The 19675-nt window shown below is 41.0% G+C and carries 21 protein-coding genes and 1 other RNA gene; 5 read left to right on the top strand and 17 right to left on the bottom strand.

What is annotated here, in order from left to right:
• Positions 1 to 131 precede the first annotated feature (131 nt).
• On the top strand, positions 132 to 611 hold the full coding sequence (locus JJ692_RS11575) for a hypothetical protein (RefSeq protein ID WP_024422662.1): 480 nt from the start codon (positions 132 to 134) through the stop codon (positions 609 to 611).
• On the opposite strand, the gene JJ692_RS11570 is transcribed toward JJ692_RS11575, so the two are convergent.
• From JJ692_RS11570 to JJ692_RS11540, 7 genes are all read right to left on the bottom strand, one after another.
• Positions 608 to 2236 carry a YndJ family protein gene (locus JJ692_RS11570; RefSeq protein ID WP_241257946.1) on the bottom strand — a complete coding sequence of 543 codons (1629 nt, stop codon included), beginning with the start codon at positions 2234 to 2236 and terminating at the stop codon, positions 608 to 610. The two genes, JJ692_RS11575 and JJ692_RS11570, sit on opposite strands and share 4 nt — an antisense overlap.
• A complete protein-coding gene (locus tag JJ692_RS11565; RefSeq protein WP_206533772.1) occupies positions 2226 to 2834 on the bottom strand; it encodes a DUF4166 domain-containing protein in 609 nt (202 codons plus the stop codon). The genes JJ692_RS11570 and JJ692_RS11565 overlap by 11 nt, the downstream gene beginning before the upstream one ends.
• Positions 2797 to 3678, bottom strand: a complete 882-nt coding sequence (locus JJ692_RS11560) for a membrane protein (protein WP_034621360.1) — start codon at positions 3676 to 3678, stop codon at positions 2797 to 2799. Before JJ692_RS11560 ends, JJ692_RS11565 begins: the two co-directional genes overlap by 38 nt.
• 148 nt (positions 3679 to 3826) lie before the next feature.
• Positions 3827 to 4399: a TetR/AcrR family transcriptional regulator gene (locus tag JJ692_RS11555; protein ID WP_206533771.1), complete on the bottom strand. Its 573-nt coding sequence runs from the start codon at positions 4397 to 4399 to the stop codon at positions 3827 to 3829.
• Between the two features lie 3 nt (positions 4400 to 4402).
• The gene (locus tag JJ692_RS11550; RefSeq protein ID WP_024422666.1) at positions 4403 to 5122 is read right to left on the bottom strand and encodes an MBL fold metallo-hydrolase; all 720 of its coding nucleotides are present in this window, start codon (positions 5120 to 5122) and stop codon (positions 4403 to 4405) included.
• A gap of 36 nt (positions 5123 to 5158) precedes the next feature.
• A complete protein-coding gene (locus JJ692_RS11545; protein ID WP_024428350.1) occupies positions 5159 to 5632 on the bottom strand; it encodes a GyrI-like domain-containing protein in 474 nt (157 codons plus the stop codon).
• A 54-nt stretch (positions 5633 to 5686) separates the two neighbouring features.
• The gene (locus JJ692_RS11540) at positions 5687 to 6619 is read right to left on the bottom strand and encodes a helix-turn-helix transcriptional regulator (RefSeq protein ID WP_044332934.1); all 933 of its coding nucleotides are present in this window, start codon (positions 6617 to 6619) and stop codon (positions 5687 to 5689) included.
• A gap of 117 nt (positions 6620 to 6736) precedes the next feature.
• On the opposite strand from JJ692_RS11540, the gene JJ692_RS11535 reads away from it, so the two are divergent.
• Positions 6737 to 7261: a CcdC protein domain-containing protein gene (locus JJ692_RS11535; RefSeq protein WP_024428348.1), complete on the top strand. Its 525-nt coding sequence runs from the start codon at positions 6737 to 6739 to the stop codon at positions 7259 to 7261.
• A gap of 31 nt (positions 7262 to 7292) precedes the next feature.
• On the opposite strand, the gene czrA is transcribed toward JJ692_RS11535, so the two are convergent.
• Positions 7293 to 7622 carry a Zn(II)-responsive metalloregulatory transcriptional repressor CzrA gene (czrA, locus tag JJ692_RS11530; RefSeq protein WP_024422670.1) on the bottom strand — a complete coding sequence of 110 codons (330 nt, stop codon included), beginning with the start codon at positions 7620 to 7622 and terminating at the stop codon, positions 7293 to 7295.
• A gap of 184 nt (positions 7623 to 7806) precedes the next feature.
• Between czrA and JJ692_RS11525 the strand changes: the two genes are divergently transcribed.
• On the top strand, positions 7807 to 9132 hold the full coding sequence (locus tag JJ692_RS11525) for an APC family permease (protein ID WP_171464319.1): 1326 nt from the start codon (positions 7807 to 7809) through the stop codon (positions 9130 to 9132).
• Positions 9133 to 9229: 97 nt separating this feature from the next.
• Positions 9230 to 9892, top strand: a complete 663-nt coding sequence (locus JJ692_RS11520) for a lysozyme family protein (RefSeq protein WP_024422672.1) — start codon at positions 9230 to 9232, stop codon at positions 9890 to 9892.
• A gap of 34 nt (positions 9893 to 9926) precedes the next feature.
• On the opposite strand, the gene prpB is transcribed toward JJ692_RS11520, so the two are convergent.
• The 4 genes from prpB to JJ692_RS11500 all read right to left on the bottom strand — a co-directional run bounded on the left by prpB (position 9927) and on the right by JJ692_RS11500 (position 14146).
• The gene (gene prpB, locus JJ692_RS11515) at positions 9927 to 10844 is read right to left on the bottom strand and encodes a methylisocitrate lyase (RefSeq protein WP_206533770.1); all 918 of its coding nucleotides are present in this window, start codon (positions 10842 to 10844) and stop codon (positions 9927 to 9929) included.
• A 12-nt stretch (positions 10845 to 10856) separates the two neighbouring features.
• Positions 10857 to 12293, bottom strand: coding sequence for a bifunctional 2-methylcitrate dehydratase/aconitate hydratase (locus tag JJ692_RS11510; RefSeq protein WP_277602648.1), 1437 nt, complete (start codon positions 12291 to 12293; stop codon positions 10857 to 10859).
• Between the two features lie 2 nt (positions 12294 to 12295).
• A complete protein-coding gene (gene mmgD, locus JJ692_RS11505; protein ID WP_073205944.1) occupies positions 12296 to 13438 on the bottom strand; it encodes a citrate synthase in 1143 nt (380 codons plus the stop codon).
• A gap of 168 nt (positions 13439 to 13606) precedes the next feature.
• Complete coding sequence (locus tag JJ692_RS11500) at positions 13607 to 14146, bottom strand: DUF420 domain-containing protein (RefSeq protein ID WP_024422676.1); 540 nt, start codon at positions 14144 to 14146, stop codon at positions 13607 to 13609.
• Positions 14147 to 14344: 198 nt separating this feature from the next.
• Between JJ692_RS11500 and JJ692_RS11495 the strand changes: the two genes are divergently transcribed.
• On the top strand, positions 14345 to 14857 hold the full coding sequence (locus JJ692_RS11495) for a GNAT family protein (RefSeq protein WP_029708157.1): 513 nt from the start codon (positions 14345 to 14347) through the stop codon (positions 14855 to 14857).
• A gap of 154 nt (positions 14858 to 15011) precedes the next feature.
• Here JJ692_RS11495 and JJ692_RS11490 read toward each other — a convergent pair whose 3' ends face one another.
• From JJ692_RS11490 to JJ692_RS11470, 5 genes are all read right to left on the bottom strand, one after another.
• On the bottom strand, positions 15012 to 15833 hold the full coding sequence (locus tag JJ692_RS11490) for a LysM peptidoglycan-binding and 3D domain-containing protein (RefSeq protein WP_024422678.1): 822 nt from the start codon (positions 15831 to 15833) through the stop codon (positions 15012 to 15014).
• A gap of 234 nt (positions 15834 to 16067) precedes the next feature.
• Positions 16068 to 17870 (bottom strand): DNA helicase RecQ, encoded by a 1803-nt coding sequence (gene recQ / locus JJ692_RS11485; RefSeq protein ID WP_206533769.1) that lies wholly within the window; start codon positions 17868 to 17870, stop codon positions 16068 to 16070.
• A gap of 133 nt (positions 17871 to 18003) precedes the next feature.
• Positions 18004 to 18189: non-coding RNA, 6S RNA (ssrS, locus tag JJ692_RS11480), on the bottom strand.
• Positions 18190 to 18322: 133 nt separating this feature from the next.
• On the bottom strand, positions 18323 to 18823 hold the full coding sequence (locus tag JJ692_RS11475) for a TraR/DksA family transcriptional regulator (protein ID WP_044332921.1): 501 nt from the start codon (positions 18821 to 18823) through the stop codon (positions 18323 to 18325).
• Between the two features lie 91 nt (positions 18824 to 18914).
• Entirely contained in the window at positions 18915 to 19562 is a 648-nt protein-coding gene (locus JJ692_RS11470) for an SDR family oxidoreductase (protein ID WP_025093125.1), read from the bottom strand.
• Positions 19563 to 19675 lie beyond the last annotated feature (113 nt).

Raw genomic sequence — 19675 nt, 5'->3', positions numbered from 1 at the left:
AAAAACTACCCTTTAGTTTACATAATGTTTTTATCGTCATGTATTAAATATTTGCATCCTGAAAATGAATTCAGTAAAATGGCAAATAATCCTACTGCTTCCTCCCAAATATATTGGGGAGGGGTTAACACTTGTTTACATTATCAGATATGTGGACATTTTGCTGGTCGTTTTTTGTCATTCTTCCTATCGTTGCCATCTTGCATCAGCTTGGCCATATTATGGTCGCATGGATGTTTGGCGCAAAGGTTTCTTTTGCTCTTGGCAGAGGCAAAAAAGTATTGAAAATAGGTGTTGTTGAAATTAGACGAATCTATTTTCTAGATGCATTTTGCCATTATGAAGAAATGAGGAAAAATAACCGATTCTCGCATATTCTTGTCTACCTAGGCGGATCATTATGCAACCTGCTCAGTGTTCTCATACTGAATACAATGATCGCCAATGATATCCTGCCAGAACATCAATTTTTCTATCAATTTGCTTACTTCTCAGTCTACTATGTATTTTTTGCACTGCTGCCAGTCCAGTATGCAGATCATCATCCGAGTGATGGGCAAGCGATTGTGAACATCATTCGGCACGGTGAACCATGTGACATCATTGACTAACACGATGGCTTCCCGCTGTCAATTTGATAATGAATCGTTAAAAAGGGAATACCGAATAGCTTCATTTGATGAACCGCTGTGAGACTTTTATCTGTCTCCGGCTTCATATGAAAGCTTTCTTCCATTGGCAGTTTCATGGTGATAAAAGGTGTATGCAAATACAATCCTTCGTCACCGGTACTGCCTTTTGGACATGCACTTTTTAAGAGAAAGTCTTCCTTTTCATTAAAAGGTTTTAAAATCGCGGTCATCTGAGAATATGGAAGCGGCAGCGCAATATTCATATAGCCCGCAGCTGCATCGTGATGATGAGCATAAAGTGCAAAAAAGACCTGCTCCCCTTTTTCGTTATAACGGATCCACGCCCTGACATTCTTTCGCCCTTCTTTAGGATGTTGAAATGTAGTCAGACGCCCCTTCATTTCATACGGGATACGAGATGTCCCCAAATAGAGCTGGCCTATTTTCTTAAAAACTGGCTGAAGTAAAAAAACAAACGGCCTCACCCACCAATGAAAACAGACTGCTGCTTTTAACGTAAATGCCATCGGATTCTCATAAAACCTTCGAATCACAGGTGACACCCTATCAGCTGAAAATGTCGTTCCATTTAAATCATCAAGTGAATCGACTAAACCGAGGTTCTCTCGATCACCCATTCTTTCCTTTTGAAAAGAGATCAAATGAAAACGGCCATGCACTTTTGATATCGGAAAGTCCTTCTGCTTCAATTGATCCTTTGGCCCTTCGATCAGCCATCCAATCAAACCTGGTAAAATAACAAAAAAGGCATTAATACTGCCATGAAACCAAATCATCTGATCAATGCTGATGTAGGTCACGCGCATGAGCATGCCAGCGGAATAAAGAAGAGATAGCACGATCGTTCCCATTAAGACGCAGCTAGAAAACACAATCAGCACTTTTGCCACAGTCGATCGAAACCTTGTTATCATACAAAGAATACCGTACAAGTAGAGTGCAATGACATATAGCGTAACGCTGAACGTATCAAATAGACGGGAGAAGCTAATCCCAACAGCAATCATCACAGGCGACAGCAAAATCACCCAGCCTGCCGCTTTGTATAAAGCTGTCTCTTTTTCTCGCTGTCTCCCTAATAATCCATAGAAAAGCGGGATAAAAAAAGCCGAGTAATGAAAATGAATAGCGGTCAAAAGCACGATGATTGGTGAAAAGGTCATCACCTGTATATCTGCCGTGTACAGCCAAAACCAAAGCCCTCCTAAAGCGAGATACATCCATGCACCATCGATGATCCATTCATGAAGCGGAAAGATTCCCCTTTTCAGCAAACGAGTAAAGCCATATAACGCCAAAAGAATCGTATACAAAAACCAGCCCGATGCAAACAAAGCAGAATGATAGATGAATGCAGCCGTTGCACAAAGAGCAGCTAATGGAAAGGCTTTCATTAAAAAGCCGAGCATTATCCCCGGCTTACTTTCCCTCTCTTCCTTCACAAAAAAGGCTAAAATTGCAGGAAGGAAAAACAGAATGGCTATCAGTACAAATAACTCTGCTGCCGGACCTGTCATCAAGCGGGTGGCGATAAAACAGCACATGAAGACGGGGCTTGATATCAAATGCCATTTATTCATCATGAGACATGACCCTTTCAGTAAACCGGCCTTTATATGTAAAAAGGGTCCCAAACAATCGGTTTTTCACATGCACATCAATGGTATATACACCCGCGTGCTCCTCGTAGCCTTCTGTGACATCTGACACACCGTAAAGCCATGAAGGCAGCGGCCACTCACGTCCTAACATCAACAGCTTCTGCCGGCCGGATTGAATGCGAAGGAACCCATGCTTTGTTACTGTAAAATGAAGCTCTGACATAAGAAGTCTAGGCTTTCCAAAATAGTCTAGTACTTTATGACTCTTCTGATCAATGATCATATCTGCATCAAAGTGCCGTTCCTTCTTTGGGAAATAAAACGTACGAAACCAGTGCATGCCTTCCTCTCCCTTATTTGTCATAAAGGGTTTATTCTCAATCCTGAAAGGAATGTTTTTTCCTCTCTCAGGGAAAAAACAGCGAAACAGTGGACCAATTTTGAAGAAAAATCGAATGAGCCTCGTTCCGCCGCCTATTTCCTCCATAGTGCCTTCAGCGGTAAACGCCCGGTTGTATCTCTCTTTTAATTTTGGATGAAGCTTATCGTAATCCTTTACTTGATGACGATGAACGACCACGTCTACCTCCCCTTTTTCGTTTGATCGAAAATACATCTAAACAATCTTTTAAATTAATCATTCCTGCAATAGATAGAATCAAAAATGCACTCATCACAAGCGGCTCATGAAGTGTCGTTTGGGGGGATAGAATCCCGATACAAAGCATCAGCAGCAGAAACACACTTTGGAGAATGAACAAATATTTCTTTGATAGCTTAGGTATCAGCCATGATACGCCTATAAGGGCATAAAACAACCGAAATCCGGTGCTATGATCAAAAGCAGAATGTGAAAAAGGGATAACCGCTTGGCACAGCCAGACGATGGCAAACAGCAAACAAATTCCATAATGGGCAAGTGTTCTCTCCAGTAACAACCGAGGGTGCGTACCCTTTTCAAGCCACGTCTTTAGTGCGCCAAAACTAAAGGCCGTCATAAACCCCATCATCGGGCGAAAAAGAAATCGATCTGCCCACGCCCATCCTTTTCCTTCTTTCGGTTCATAATCAAATTGCGTTTGAAACACAATATGATCGTTCGTTTTCACATATTTCCAATAGCCGCCGCCTTCTTTGATAAAAGACAATGGGTGTGACGATTTGAATTTAAGCGAGGATGCCCGTTCATTCCGTTCATCCATCATTCTAGTTCGATATGCTCCTGTCCCTGTGACACTTACCCCAAAACCAAGATGCTTTTCATACAAAAAAGTTTGGGGCTGTTCATCTTGGGGTCCATTTAATGAAATGGTTGAAAAGCGCAAATCCCACTGTTCATGAAGCTTTGGATTTTGCGTATATTCCCATACTTTCTCTAAAGGTGCATGAATGGTTGTTTCCACATAAACAGGCTTTCTTTTCATCTGCCTCTACTCCTCTATGTGAATTATTTCACATAATAAGCATACCATGTTTCACAAAACTGTCAAATCTTTATTCGATTTTCTCGCTAAAAAATTGTGCCAGACGGACACTCCTTTATGATATCGATTTGCTATAAAAAAAGACCTGTCAAATAGACAGATCTTCTTTTTGCAATACACCTGTGATATAGAGCCGAACCGCATAGCTCACACTTTCTTCAAGCTGTTCTTTTCGTTGAAATCCCTTTTTATTAGAAATATCACCGAAGCCGTGCAGTAAGCTTCTCAGTCCTCTGACGACATGCGTCATTTCTTCTTCTTTTACACCAAAGCGTGACATAATGGATTGAACAAACTGAACAAGGCGCTCTGCTGCAAGTCGTACTTCTTTTTCGTTCATATGTGAAAAGGCAGCTTCATAAAGACCGGGATGTGTTCGGACAAATTGCACATATTGTCTGGCAAAGGCCAAAACAGCTTCTTCTTTTTCTAGCCCCTCTGTGACTTGCATCCCTTCCTCACAAAGCATGGAGAGCCCCTTTTCTGCGAGTGCTGCCTGAATCTCATGAAGGCCGGATACGTGATTGTAAAGAGAAGGCGGCCTAATATTCAGCCTTTTAGACAATGTAGCAATGGTCAAAGCGGAGAAGCCCTCTTCATCAACAAATGCAGCCGCTGTATCCATAATTTTTTCTTGTGTAATTCCCATTCTTGGAGACACGGTTTACTGCCCTCCTTTTTTTAGCTGGTGCTGTCTTTTTTTAACGGCAGCTTGAAGCTTTTCATGAGGCTCTATGATAAGGTCACCATGTCCTGCAGCAAGACAGGATATGCGCAGCGCTAGTAATTTTTCAGCGCTTTTTAATGCGGTTTCTGCATCCCATGTGGCAAATGCCGGGAACGGGAAGCTCCACCGAAACTCACCCGTAACCGATAAGCCGCCTTTTGTCACAAGTGCATCCCCTGCAATGACAACTCCTGACCTTTCATCGTATAAAGAAATGCTGCCGGGTGTATGCCCTGGTGTTGCAATCACTTTGAGCGGCCCAATCTCATCTCCTTCTTCGACAAGCACATCTGGTTTTGTATGAATATTTTTCATAAAACTGCCTTTAATTTTTTGCTGAGGTTCATCAGGAAGCAAGGAAAAGTCACCTTCAAAAAGGCGTGCATCACGTTTTGATAAATAGACAACTGCCTCTGGAAAAGCCTTCTTCACCTCATCTAATGCGCCGATATGATCCATATGGCTATGAGTGAGAATAATCTTATGAATTGGTTTGTTCTTTTTACGGGCAAATTCGATGATCGAGTTTGCCGCCATTTTTAAAGCAGCATCAATTAAGATGAGTCCTTCCTCTTCCTCAAAGACATAGCAATTTACCGGAAATAATCGCGGCATCAATGTAAGCTGGTGCAGACGGTCAAAAGTTGTTAATCTCATGATTGTCCTCCTAAAACTAATATCGTTAGTTTTATATTAACTAATGGTATTAGTTTTAGCAATCATTTTTTCATCAACCGCAATATAAATATCAATTTGCGCTTCTTTTGGATCAATAGATCTTTCATCATACCATTCAAAATCACCTGTATAAGTGCGGTATTGACGCTGATCCCACGTCCAAATCTTGTGCCATGTTTCAAGCACGACCTCTTCAATCGGTCCTTTTCTCGTTTGAAATCTTGCATAGGTGGACGCAGGAATCTCTTTTACATGTTCGATCTGCTGATCCGCGAATTGCCCAGCTGTAAATAAATAAGAACCATGTTCATCTTTTTCATAATCTGAATAAAGCCCTATGACTGGAGCTTGTCCCCCATGTAGCTGCTGCGCAAAAAAATCCTGCCAAAGCGGTGCAATCTTCCGCTCTTTTGTTTTCTCTATTTCATTTGTTGTTCGAACAGACAACCCTTTGATCCATTGTTTCTCTAATGTGACGATATCGTACATACATTCTCATCTCCTTTTCTCCCATCATATAAAAAGAAACCTGACAACAGTGTGTCAAGTTTCTAATCGCTTCATAAATTGTTTTAATTGGAGATCAAATGCTTCCTTGATGTGCTGAGGTGAAACAATGTCGACGTCCGGTCCTAAATGGAATAGGAAACTGTGCAGCCAATCATCTTGCGGCACAGTCAATGCTGCCAGATAGGTCCCGTCTGAACATATGATCAATTCGTTCTCATCCACCCATTCCTTCACTTTGCCAACTGATGCTTCCGTTAACCTGAGCGTGAGGGTTGTGACTGAAGGTTCTTCATGCCAAGAGTCATTCCAAGGCTTCTCTTCATTTTTGATTCTTTTCGGCCTGAAATATGCTGGAATGGTGATGAGGCCTGTCATTCTGGTCAGCTTGAATAGACGAAAATCATGTTTCACACAACAAAACGCATACAAGTACCAATGCCTTCCTTTTAAGACAAGCGTATAAGGCTCCACTTTACGTGGAAGTGTTTCACCTTTTGCGTTGCGATAAGTGAATTGAATGAATTGATGCGCGGAAGCAGCTGTATGGATCAGCTGAAGCTTCTTTTCTGCCTGGCTGTCTTTTCCCCATGAGCTTAAATCAATAAAGACATGGTTCTGTTTCTCGCTTTCATCGCTTTGTGGCGGAATGAGAGATTTGATTTTTTTCAGTACATGCTCACTTTCTTTAAAGGAGTATGCACTCGTCATGCTTTCAAGGGCAGTTAAAATAAGCTCAATGTCATCATCGGTAAATAATTTTTTCTCTAAACGATAGTCGTCAACAAGCGAAATGCCACCGCCTGCTCCTTGTGTTGTCACAATAGGAATCCCGGCTTGATTGATGGTCTCAATATCGCGATAAATCGTCCTTACGCTCACTTCGTGAAGTTCAGCAAGGTCTTTCGCTTGTATTTGCTTTTTGCTAATGAGCAGCATCACAATAGACAAAATACGATCGATTTTCATGCTTTTCCTCTTTTTCATAAATGTAGGTTTTGATTTGATAAAAAATGAAAGAATGGTAAAGATAAGGAACAGCCAGCATTCGTTTACATCCCTGCACATGCAGGAGGAGGTTGCATCATGACACATCACGTGTGGCAGTTATTCATAATTGGGGGCATTATGCTGATCTGCATCATCTTTCGAATGAATCGAATGAGACGCTATCAGCTTGTGCGCCCGATCAGTCTTTTGATGAGAATGTATGTATTTGGACTCACTGCCCTTATTCTCTTATTAGAAGGCTGGCAAAATCACAGCATTTTCATCTATGCCGCTATTGGTATGCTCTTTGGAAGCAGTCTGGCCGTTCATGCCTATGAGACGATCCGCATGAAAGAAGAAAATGGCCGTCTTTACGTGAAAACGAGTAAATGGATTGAAAGCTTCATTTTATGTTTATTTTTATCTCGACTTAGTTTTAAGCTGGGTGAGCTGACGAACCATTCGCTCACAAAGATTGGTGTCGTTGAACTGTATCAGCATATTGTGAGTGATGATGCCATGACCATGCTCAGCTTTTTTCTGTTAGCTGCTTACTATGTCGTTTTTTCTTATCAAATGATGAAAGCAGGTAAACGATCAACCCGTATGCATCATGCGTAAAAACCTTCCTACTCATATAGGAAGGTTTTTATTAGTCATGCTGTGCATGATGAATCATTTGTTCAAGTACTTCCATCACATGCTGATCTTCAGGACTGTAAAAGATCGATGTCCCTGCTCGTCTAGATTTCACGAGACGAAGGTTTTTTAAAAAGCGCAGCTGATGAGAAACTGTTGATTGCATGAGATTCAGCGTTTCTGCGATATCATTTACCGAGTATTCACCTTGAGACAAGAGGTGCAGAATACGAATACGTGTCGGATCAGATAAGGCTTTAAACGTTTGGGAGACAAGAAATAAACTTTCTTCATCCAGCTCCATCCGTTCCTGTTCTTGATTTGTATTCAGTTCTTCCTTCATTTCGCTTCACCTTTCTTGTTAGTCAAATCACGACTTATTCTATGTATCATCATATACTAAAACGTCCGGCGTGCAAAGCGGGCACACTTTAAACAAAAGATTTATTCAAATAGCATTGACACTTGGTAGCATTCTTTTTAAAATGAGCATTATTTATTCATTTTTAGAGGAGCTGATAGGCAAATTGACTGAAGAGCCAAGACTAAAACGCAGCCTGACTGTCTTTCCACTTGTTGTGATCGGGCTTGCTTATATGGATCCACTTGTCGTATTTGATTCATACGGCATTGTTGCTCAGCTGACGAAAGGACACGTCGCTGCAGCTTATATATTTACGTTGCTGGCATTACTATTGACAGCGCTTAGCTATGGGAATATGGTGAAAGCTTTTCCAAAAGCAGGATCTGCTTATACATATGCGCAAAAAAGTATTCATCCTCATGTCGGCTTCCTTGTGGGCTGGACACTTTTACTGGATTATTTATTTCTGCCTATGGTGAATTTTGCGATCGGAAGTGCTTATTTAACCGCAGCCTTTCCTGATGTACCTCATTACATTTGGATCATCATACTTGCTATCGCCATAACGACTGTCAATGTCATCGGTATACGGCTTACAGCCAACATTACGGCGCTGTTTGTGACATTTCAGGTCATTGTCGCTGTCACCTTTGTTGGATTTGTTATTTATGGGCTCACGCAAAACGCTGGCAGTGGAGAGTTATTGTCAGCCCGGCCTTTTTATTCAGCGAGCTTAGATCCAGCGCTTATTTTTTCAGGAGCGACCATTTTATGTTTCTCCTTTCTGGGATTTGATGCCATTTCCACTATGTCTGAGGAAACCATTAAACCAAAAAAGACGATTCCGCTTGCCATTTTCTTAACAGTTGCGATTGGAGGCGTACTGTTTACTTTGACGTCTTATTTTTTGCAGCAGGTGTTTCCAAATTTTCAGCAGTTCAAACATCCTGATGCAGCCTCACTTGAAATTGCAGAATTTGTGGGCGGCGCATTTCTTCACTCGTTCTTTTTAGCCGGCACAATGGTCGCTGTCATTTCTTCCTCCTTATCGTCACATGCGAGTGCAGCAAGGCTTTTATATGCAATGGGAAGAGATCAATCGTTACCAAAGCGTTTCTTTGGGTATATTCATCCGAGATTAAAAACCCCTGTTTTTAATATTTTGTTAATCGGAGCTTTCTCCTTAACCGCAGTCGTTGGCGAACTTGAAGTTATTTATTCCTTTATCAGCTTCGGCGCGTTAATTGGATTTACCTTTGTGAATTTGTCTGTTTTTGCGTACTTTTTCGTCAAACAAAAACAAAGAGGTATTCTGAATACATTGAGATATGCCGTGATCCCTCTATGCGGGACGGCGTTTTGCATTTGGCTGTTAACGAGCATCAGTACAAATGCATTAATCATTGGCATGATTTGGCTGATTATCGGTTTTGTTTATTTCTGCTTCAGGCTGAAAACAAGACCTGAATTTACGTTTGGATATGATTGATTATAAGGTTTTCACTTGGTATCCTGCACAGGATATGGCATAATGAAAAGGCTGTACTTCCCTTTTAAAAGCGGGGCAAAACAGGGGTGAACTGACCTTGAAAAAGAAAAAAACAGGATGTTTTGCCATTTCAGGCTGTTTCACGATTTTTCTCTTTGTTTTCGTATTAGCAGCCATTGCCATCTCCTTTAATCAAAAGGAGTTAAAAAAGCTGCCGATTGATACGGAATCAATTGTTTTGTCGAGATTGGATGATTACAAACCGCTTGTAGAAACAGAGTTAAGAGATCAAGATTTAGATCAGTATACCGGGTTAATCCTCGGTATGATGTATCAAGAATCAAAAGGCAGGGGCGGAGATCCAATGCAGGCCTCTGAATCTCTTGGTTTGAAACGAAATGAAATCAATGACCCTGAGAAAAGCATTAAACAAGGAGTCCATCATTTTTCGACTATGTACAAGCATGGGAAGAAAAAAGGCGTTGATTTGGAAACCATTATTCAAAGCTATAACATGGGAATCGGCTATATTGATTTTGTTGCAAAAAACGGGGGAAAACATTCCGAGAAACTGGCAAAGCAATACTCCAAAAAGCAAGTGAAACGAAACCCCGAGGTCTATACGTGCGGCGGCAATAAAGATAACTTCCGCTATCCGTATTGCTACGGTGACTTCACTTACGCTGAAAAAGTAAAAGAAAAAACGAAAACAGTTGAAGAAAAGATGAAATTGGCTTCTTCATCCACACCATCATCGTAAAAAAAGCACTTCCGTATAGGAAGTGCTTTTCATTTTATCGCTGTTCTTTCCCAATTTCCGGCAGGATCGTTTTTGCTAAATGCTGGTCCATTTCCTCATATTCATCATAATGAATCGTTTCATACAGCTCTTTTCTCGTTTGCATATCCCCAAGTATCCCCTGCTGCGTTCCCTTTTCCATGATTTCTGTAAATAAACGCTCATACGCTTTTGCAGCAACTCTAAGTGATGACACAGGGTAAATGACCATTTGAAAGCCAAATACAGAAAATTCGTCTGCATGATAATAAGGCGTCTTGCCAAACTCCGTCATGTTTGCAAGGAGCGGACCTTTAATATGGTTTGAGGCATGCGTGAAGTCCTCTGCTGTGATGAGTGCCTCAGGAAAAATAGCATCAGCTCCTGCTTCTACGTAAAGATTGGCCCGGCGGATGACATCCTCCATTCCATTTACGGACTTTGCATCGGTTCTTGCAATCACCAAAAGCGTTGGTGCCGCTTGTTTGATGGCTTTGATTTTTGCGACCATTTCTTCTACTGGAACGAGTGATTTCCCGTTTAAATGCCCGCATTTTTTCGGCAATTGCTGATCTTCAATTTGAACAGCTGCCACTTTGCTCTCAACCATTTCTTTTGCCGCTCTTGCTGCATTTAAAACACCGCCATAACCTGTATCCATATCGACCAAAAGCGGCAGCTGGGAAGCTCGAATAATCTCCTTCGCTTTTTCAGCCATTTCTGTTGAATGGATCATGCCGAGATCAGGCAGTCCTTTGCTGGCACAAAAAGCGGCACCTGATAAATAGAGCCCTTGAAAGCCCATTTTTTTCGCATAGAGCGCAGACATTCCATCGTGAACGCCTGGAATTTGAAATAAAGCTGATTTGTTCATTTGTTCTTTAAAGGCTGCGGCTAAATCAGCCTGACTTCTTTCTTCATTCACGATCCACACGCTAGCTCCCCCTTATATGACGAATAAGTCCATAAATGCTGGCACTGTTGTTGTTTTTAATTGATTTGGATTTTGGCAGAGTGACACAATTTGATCCACTTGCTTTTGTGGAAATCTTGTCTTTAAATGATAGAGCCATTTCTTTTCAAGCAGCGGAATGCCTTCCTGTCTTCTTCTGCGATGACCGAGCGGGTATTCAATTTCAATTCGGTCTGTCATCGTCCCGTTTTTAAAGAAAATTTGTACACAGTTTGCAATCGATCTCTTTTTCGGATCTAAATAATCCTCTGTGTAACGTTTATCCTCTTTCACAATCATTCGATCACGAAGACGATCAATGGCTGGATTTTGCGCCGTTTCTTCTTCATAATGGTCAGCTGTTAGTTCACCATAGATCAGTCCAATAGCTGTAATATACTGCAAGCAATGATCACGGTCTGCCGGATTATAAAGCGGTCCTTTCTTATCAATAATCCGAATCGCTGACTCATGTGTCGTAATCTCTACCCGGTCAATTTCATCTAAACGATCTTTTACAGCGTCATGCAGCATCACAGCCGCCTCTGCAGCAGTCTGCGCATGGAACTCAGCAGGATAAGCAATTTTGAAGAGAACATTTTCTATGACGTATGATCCAAGGGGCTGGGCGAGCGTAAGTGGTTTTCCTTTCATCAGAACATCTTCAAAGCCCCACTTCTCTGCACTGAGGGGCGTTTGATAACCCATTTCCCCTTTACGTGTCATCATTGCCAGCCTCACTCCGCGGCTTGTTGCATCCCCCGCTGCCCATGATTTCCTCGATCCTGTGTTTGGGGCGTGGCGATACGTCCTAAGCGGGGAATTATCAACAAACGCTTGTGATAAAACATGCTGGACCTCTTCCTTTGTTCCGCCAAGCATTGCACACACAACTGCACTTGTTGCCACTTTGACAAATAACACATGGTCCAATCCATTTCGATTTAGACAATTTTCTAAAGCAAGGACACCTTGAATTTCATGCGCCTTGACGATTGCATGCAGTACGTCATTCATCGTTAGCGGCTCTTCTCCGTTTGCAAGGCGTGTTCTGCTGATATAATCACTTACAGCTAATATTCCGCCTAAGTTATCTGACGGATGCCCCCACTCCTGTGCAAGCCACGTGTCATTATAATCTAACCAGCGGATCATACAGCCGATATCAAAAGCCGCTTGAACGGGATCTAGCACAAACGAAGTGCCAGGAACTCTTGCTCCGTTAGGCACAACAGTTCCAGGTACGATAGGTCCAAGGTGCTTCGTACATTCTGGAAAATTAAGAGCCAGCATTCCGCACCCGAGCGTGTCTATGAGCACATACCGCGCGGTTTCAATGGCCTCTTTGCTCGTAATTTCTCCGTCTACTGCATAGGCAGCGATTTCTACTAATAGCTGATCTGTTTGATTGGCGACTGCTGTTTTGTTCATGTTCATTCCCCCGTTTTTCCATCATCATTTGAAACCTTTAATCCTCTTGGCCCTAGATACCGGACTCTCGGTCTAAAAATGCGATTATGCAAATGCTGTTCAATGACATGTGCGGCTAATCCGCTAGCTCTTGCAGCAAAGAAAATGGGTGTATAAAGTGAAATAGGGATTCCGAGCACGTAATAAATCGGTGCAGCATAATAATCAAGATTTGGATAAAGGTTTTTCTGCTCTTTCATATATGCCTCTCCTGCTACACACATGTCATATAGCGTTGTATCTCCCTTCGATTCGGTAAGCGTTTTCAATGAACGTTTTAAAAGAGCGGCTCGCGGGTCCATTTTTCTCATGTATACTCTGTGGCCAAAGCCCATCATTTTTTCTTTTGCGGCTAATTTTCGTTCAATGAGTGCAAGAAATCCTTCTGTTGTTTTTCCTTCAAGAAGCATGTGCATGACAGCTTCATTTGCTCCTCCGTGGAGGTCACCTTTTAATGAAGAGATCGCTCCAGTAAAAGCACCATACATGTCAGAATGCGTGGATGCAATCACTCTAGCCGCAAACGTTGAATTCGGCAGCTCATGTTCGCTATATAATGTGAGTGTTTGGTCAAAAGCAGTAATTTCGTCTTGTGTCGGGGTGCGTCCAGTTAGCATGGATAAAAAGTTTTCAGTGTAGGATTTGGTCTGATCTGGAGAAATAGCGGCGTCTTTTGTGAGAATATAATAGCTTCCAGCAACAATGGCCGGCAGCTGTCCTAGTAATCGAACTGCACGCCTTTTTTGGCACGCTTCAGATCGATCATGTAATGCGTCATCATACCCTGCAAGAGCAGATAAACACGTTCTCATCGCATCCATAGGGTGAGTGGATTTTGGCAGCTTGGTTAAAATGGTTTGGATGGTTGGATGTAAGCTCGTTTGTGAGGATATATCTTGCTGAAATTGGTGATATTCCATCTTATCTGGTAATCTTCCATAAATAAGCAGATAGGCTGTTTCTAAATATGTCTTGTTTTGTGCCAGCTCAATGAGGTCGTACCCGCGAATCACAATTTCCTCTTGCTCCACATCTAAGTATGATATGGACGTTTCGCTTGCCACAATGTCTTCAAGCCCCGGTTTATACTGCAATTGTTCAGTCATCATATAACCCCCGTTTCGTCCAATTGTTGATCTCCAAACGAGCAAACGGCCAGAAATGATGTGAATCTATAGATGGGAAGATACCGTGCTAGTCGGATATCCAATTTCCATTCTATCCAAAGCACTTCATCTTGTAAATAAAAGAACGTATGTCCAATTGGACATACGTTAGCTGTAATATGGAGAAATCATGATATAGACAATGACGCCAGTGAGACTAACATAGAGCCAAAGCGGCATCGTCCAGCGGGCAATTTTACGGTGACGCTCGACCTGCATCTGTGCGCCTCTAAATAGTGTAATCAGTGCAAGCGGTACAATAATAGCTGAGAGCACAATATGTGTAATCAAAATAAAGAAGTAAATCGGACGGATGATCCCTTCTCCTCCGAAGTGTGTATCAGCTGCCATTGAATGATATGTCACATAGGAAATTAAAAAGACAAGTGTTGTTGAAAATGCAGCAAAAATAAATCGTCTATGTGCTTTAATGTTCTTTTGTTTAATCATAATGAGTGCTGAAAGTAAGAAGATAAACGTAAAGCTGTTCATCACGGCATTCAGTAACGGCAGAAATGTAATATCCAGATGACTAAATTTATCTGTTTTTGGCATTAAAAATAATAAAGCGATTAATCCGTTTATGGCAATTGTTAAAATGACAACAATGCCGGTGAAATTTTTCGGTTTTTGATTCTGTTCGTTCATGTTTGAAAACCTCTCTTTATTAGTTCCGACTAAGAGTATGTTATTTAACTTTCTCTATAAAGTCAATGAATTCGCTGTCTTCGTCGAATTTTAGACAAACTTGCCGATAATCGGCATTCTAACGGCTTGAAAGATTCATCCACTTCCTTTAAAATTGGAATTTATGTGATTTTTATCATTTCTTATATGAAAGGAGTAATGGACTTGTCAATCTTACAGGAAACACCCAAAGATGTGAAGGCGTTAGAGCAAGAATTACAGCAATTGCAGTTCCAAATGTATCGAATGCAAGAAAATATGAAAGATATTTCGAAAAAGGCAAAGATCATTGGCATTGATCAGGCGAAAGAAGATGAATGGATGATTGTCTCTGCCATTGAAAATGCTGATACATGTAAAATCATGCTGACCGATTGTGAAAAAGCTTTTCGCGGACAATCTGATTTTTCCTTAATTGCTGAATATCCTGAAGAAGGAAAGATTCATATTGCCGATATTAAAGGACCTCCCGATAATGGATACGGTTCAATCTGTATGAAGCATTTAAAAGAAATCGCAAGAGAGCAGAACATCCCAGTCATCACAGGTGACCTCGTCAAAAGAGATTGGAATCACGTGGACCGATTGATTCACTTTTATGAAAAGCACCAATTTGATGTCCAAATCAATTGGAAAGAACAAAGCGGAGAAATTTATTGGGTGGACAGCTAACGACAAAAAAACAGCGTGTATGATGGAATATACGCTGTTTTTTGTCGAAAATGCAAATTTTTCTGAAAAATGTGTGTTTTTTTGACCAAAAAAAGGGTACAATAAAAGCATCAGGCCGCCACCTGATGCTTTCTTTCCAAAAAACAATAAGTTACTAGTTAAGTACTTTCACTTTGACTGATTTTACGCCCCAATTTTTTGCTTGGGATTTGCTTGGTACATGTACATCAATTTTGTTACCTTTAATTGCGCCGCCAGTATCTGCTGCGATGGCTTCACCGTAGCCTTCAACATAAACCTTACTTCCTAATGGAATGACATTAGGATCTACTGCAATCACTTTCGCATTTGGGTTTTTGTTTAAGTTTACCCCTGTTGCAGTGATACCTGAGATGCCACCATCATTTGCTGTATAAGCCGTAGCCGTTACAGTCATTTCTTTTTGTACACTTTGACTAGCAGAAGATGATTCTGCTTTAGCTGTTTCCTGTTTAGGAGCAGCTTTTTTCGGTGCTTCCTGTTTAGGAGCAGCTTTTTGTGTTGTTTGCTCTTTTTGGACAGGCTCCTGTTTTTGTACAGGCTCTGAGCTTACCGGAGCTGAGCTTTGACCAGCAACACTTAGTGTTGAACCAATCATAATTATATCTGAGTTTAAGTTATTCCAAGACTTAATATCGCTAATTGACACATTGAATTTTTGAGCGATTTTCCAGAGGCTGTCCCCCTTCTGGACTTTATACTGCTCCTGAGTTTTCTCTTTTGAAGAGATTGTCAATTTATCACCTACATAAATCATGTCTGTAGATAAATTGTTCCAACCCTTTAGGTCCTTTAGAGACACATCATTTTTTTGAGAGATTCCCCAAAGTGTATCACCTTTCTTCACAGTGATTTCCTTTGCAGAAGCTTGCTGTGCTCCAAATGCTGTTGTAGAGATTGCTGCAACAGCAACCAAGGACATAATAGTCTTCTTCATAAAGTAAATCCTCCCTTGTTAGCTTTTTATGGCGGCTAACGAGTGCTATCGTAACATATGTAAATGTCAATTCAATAACAAAACGATATGTTTTAGATTACAGTTCCTTTACATGAAACATCTCTCTCCATTGGTAAATCAGACCACAAAACAGCTCGATTACCCGCCATATCAAGGTTTTGAAAGGATCAGAAACCTCCTGTTGAAAACGTGTCCAAACGCAGCGAAAAAAATTTATTTTTCTTCTTCAACCTTTTTATTTTTCTCTTTTTCTATAAATAAATGGATTTCTTCTAAAAAAACATCCCCGTATTTCTCTCTTTTTTGAGCGCCTATTCCCTTAATATTGAGAAGTTCTTCTTCTGTTTTAGGCTGAACGGCTGACATTTCCTTCAAGGTTTGATCAGAAAATACAACAAATGGCGGAACGCCCTGCTCTCTTGCCAGCTTCATTCTCACCGCTCTCAGCTGCTCAAATAATGCATCGTTTTCTTGAATCGCCTCTCTTTTAACTGCCTGCTTTTTATACACAGCCTCTTGCCCGACTAACACTTTCTTTCCTTTATGTGTCACTTTTAATGTTGGATAAGCTCCTTCAGACATGTGCAAATACTCTTCTGTAATTAAAAATTCGATGAAATCACTAATTTGCTGGGCGGATTGCTGCTTCATTAAAGCGTATGTAGGAAGACGGTCGAAACCGAGGTCAAGCACTTTTTTATTTTTAGAGCCTGCCAGTACTTGAGCAATCATCATTTTTCCAAAGCGCTCGTTCATTCTAACCGTACACGATAAAACCATTTGCGCTTCTCGAGTGACCTCTTCACGCTCTCTTTCATCAAGACAATTACTGCATTTTTGGCAAGGGGCACTTGCTGATTGATCAAAGTAGTCCATCACAAATTGCTGCAGACATTGCTCAGTGTGACAGTAATCGACCATTTGTCTAAGTTTAAGCAGCTCATGCTGAAAGCGCACTTCATCTTCTGTTGACTGTTCAATGAGGAATCGCTGCATTCGTACGCCCTGCGGCGAAAATAGTAAAATGCATTCACTTTGGAGCCCGTCTCTGCCGGCTCGTCCAGCTTCTTGATAGTAGCTTTCAATATCCCTTGGAATTTGATGATGAATCACAAAACGGACATTTGACTTATTAATTCCCATGCCAAATGCAGATGTAGCGACCATGACCTGGATGTCATCGTTTAAAAACAGGTTTTGCTGCTCTTCTCTCACATCGTCATCTAACCCGCCATGATAAATGCCCACTTTGATCTTTTGTTTCTTTAGCCGATTGTAAATATTTTCGGCTTCTTTTCTTGTAGCAGTATAGATAATGCCGGACTCAAGCTTATTTTTCTTCATATAATGTGTGATAAAGCGGTCACTATTTTCTCCTTTGACCACCTGAAAAGATAAATTTTCTCTAGCAAAACCAGTAAAAATGGTTTCTTCTTCGTTCATGCCAAGCTGTTCACATATATCTCGGTGAACCTTTTTCGTGGCTGTAGCCGTTAATGCGACAATCACTGGCCTTTTTGTCAGCCGATTTAAGCATTCTTGAATAAAGCGGTAGCTCGGCCTAAAATCATGCCCCCACTCAGATATACAGTGTGCTTCATCAATTGCAATTAAAGGGATCGTTAACCGATCAAGCAGCTGAAAAAAACGTTCATTTTGTAAACGTTCAGGTGTGATATAAAGCAGCTGATATTCCCCATCTTCACATTTTTTCAGCCTTTTATTCATTTCAGCTGCGGAAAGTGTGCTGTTTAAAAAGGACGATCGTATGCCCATCTCATTTAGCGCATCGACTTGATCTTTCATTAAAGAAATTAGCGGGGATACAACGATCGTTGTTCCTTCCATCATCAAGGCAGGAATCTGGTAGCAAACCGATTTCCCCCCGCCTGTCGGCATAATACAGACGGTATCCTTCTGTTTGTTTACAATCGATTCAATGGCTTGTTTCTGTCCCTCTCTAAAGGCGTCAAAGCCAAAGTATTGTTTCAGGAGTGCTTCTGCTTGTTCTAACATCCAATTCCCTCTCCGTCTTTTGTTTTGTCTATTTTAACATACATTCATGCCTCTTCCTGCTGACTGTGCAATTTCGTTTTTTCACAAAATAAAAAGCCATTTTCCAAAATGGAAAATGGCTTGAATCATCCTAGGAAAAGCTGCGGATGCCGTAATCTAAGTAAGAAAGTTTTAAACCACCACTCCTCAAAGTGGGTGTTTGCAGAAACGTTCCTGTCTTCCTCGCTAAGGAGGCATGACATTCCGGCTTCAATATAAAACTCCCTATTACAGCTTAAAGGTTAAAACTTAATTAACATTACGCGCATCGCAGCCTTTAAACTATATTACACGAAAGTTTATTAAATTTCAAGAGATCTTTTTTTCTATGAAATACTCATGTATACAAGTTATTTGTTCATGTGTACATAAGAAAAAATTATTCTGAAAAAATTTAACCTTCGCTTATGATCCTATTTTTCCTCATCTACATCAACATCTTGCTCTTCCTCTAATCTTTCATACGTATCTGAATGCATCTGATCCATTGTTTCTCTATTTGTTAAATCGCGCATTTGATCGGAGAATGAACGGTCAAATTCGTTTGGATCTTGAGTGGTTTCTTCATTTTTCTTTGCATCTATTGAATGACGTGTATATGGAACTGCTTTTAAACGCTCGTATGGGATCTCTTTTCCCGTTTTCTCACATATCCCATATGTTCCGTCTTCCATTCGTTTCAGTGCTGCATCGATTTCACCTTCAAGCTGATCATCGACCTGATCCAGCGTTTGTTCTGTCATACGGTCTAAATAGATGCTCCCATGATCAGCGATATGATTACCAACACCATTTGAAATCTCACTCGATTCAACGAGCATCGATTCTTCTTTCTTTTTTGATCCCTTCACATCTTCTTTTAATTGAATCAATCTTTCGTATAAATCAGCTTGTTGTTCTTTCGTTAAGCCCACGGTCAATCACTCCTTTCTCATTACCTTCCCGCTGAAAGGGAAAAGAAAACATCAAAAAAGCCGCCGCCTCTTTGGCAGCAGCTTTCTTTTCTTACAGATGGCGAAGTGCTTCTTCGATTGGTTTATCGCCTTTAATCAAGTCAAAGGACTTATTTTTCACATTGGATTCTGTTAAGCTCTCCACAAGAACAATGGCTACGTCCTCTCTTGAAATTTCGATGTTTTGATCATCTGGAATATGTTCGGCAGCTTCAATCTTTCCTGTCTTCTCCTCATGCAGCAGGGCACCTGGGCGGACAATCGTATAGGAAAGACCAGACTGTTTTAAGTGCTCATCGGCTTTTCTTTTTGCTTCATAATAAGTTTCCATACTTCCTTGCCCTTTTCCTTGATTCGGATCATCTGCATTATAAGCACTAAGCATAACAAAATGCTGGATGTTTTCTTTTTTCGCTGTATCAACGAGGCGTTTTGCCCCTTCTTGATCGACCGCAATGGTCTTATCTGCACCTGTTTTTGAGCCTGAACCAGCTGCAAAGATGACAGCGTCTGCTTGTTTCACAGCATCTGTCACATCTTTTTCAAGATCACCGATGACAGGTGCTGCACCAAGTTCTTTTAGTGCATCAGCTTGTTTTTCATCTCGAATGAGAGCAAGCGGTTCATGTCCTTTTTCTTTTAAATAACGAACGACAAGTCTGCCTGTATGTCCATTTGCTCCTGCAACTAATACTTTCATTGTTCATTCTCCTTTCTGTATCTGTTTCATCTTTATCCTTTTTTGCTATCATTCAAACTCTTAAGCAGAAAAAAGCCCTTCCCATCAGATGGGAAGGGCTTAGCAATGTGCGA

The organism is Bacillus sp. 3a (genome assembly GCF_017161885.1).
Taxonomy (GTDB): domain Bacteria; phylum Bacillota; class Bacilli; order Bacillales; family Bacillaceae; genus Bacillus; species Bacillus safensis.
The sequence above is the reverse complement of the archived record's forward strand: the minus strand, read 5'-3'. Positions and strand labels throughout refer to the sequence as shown.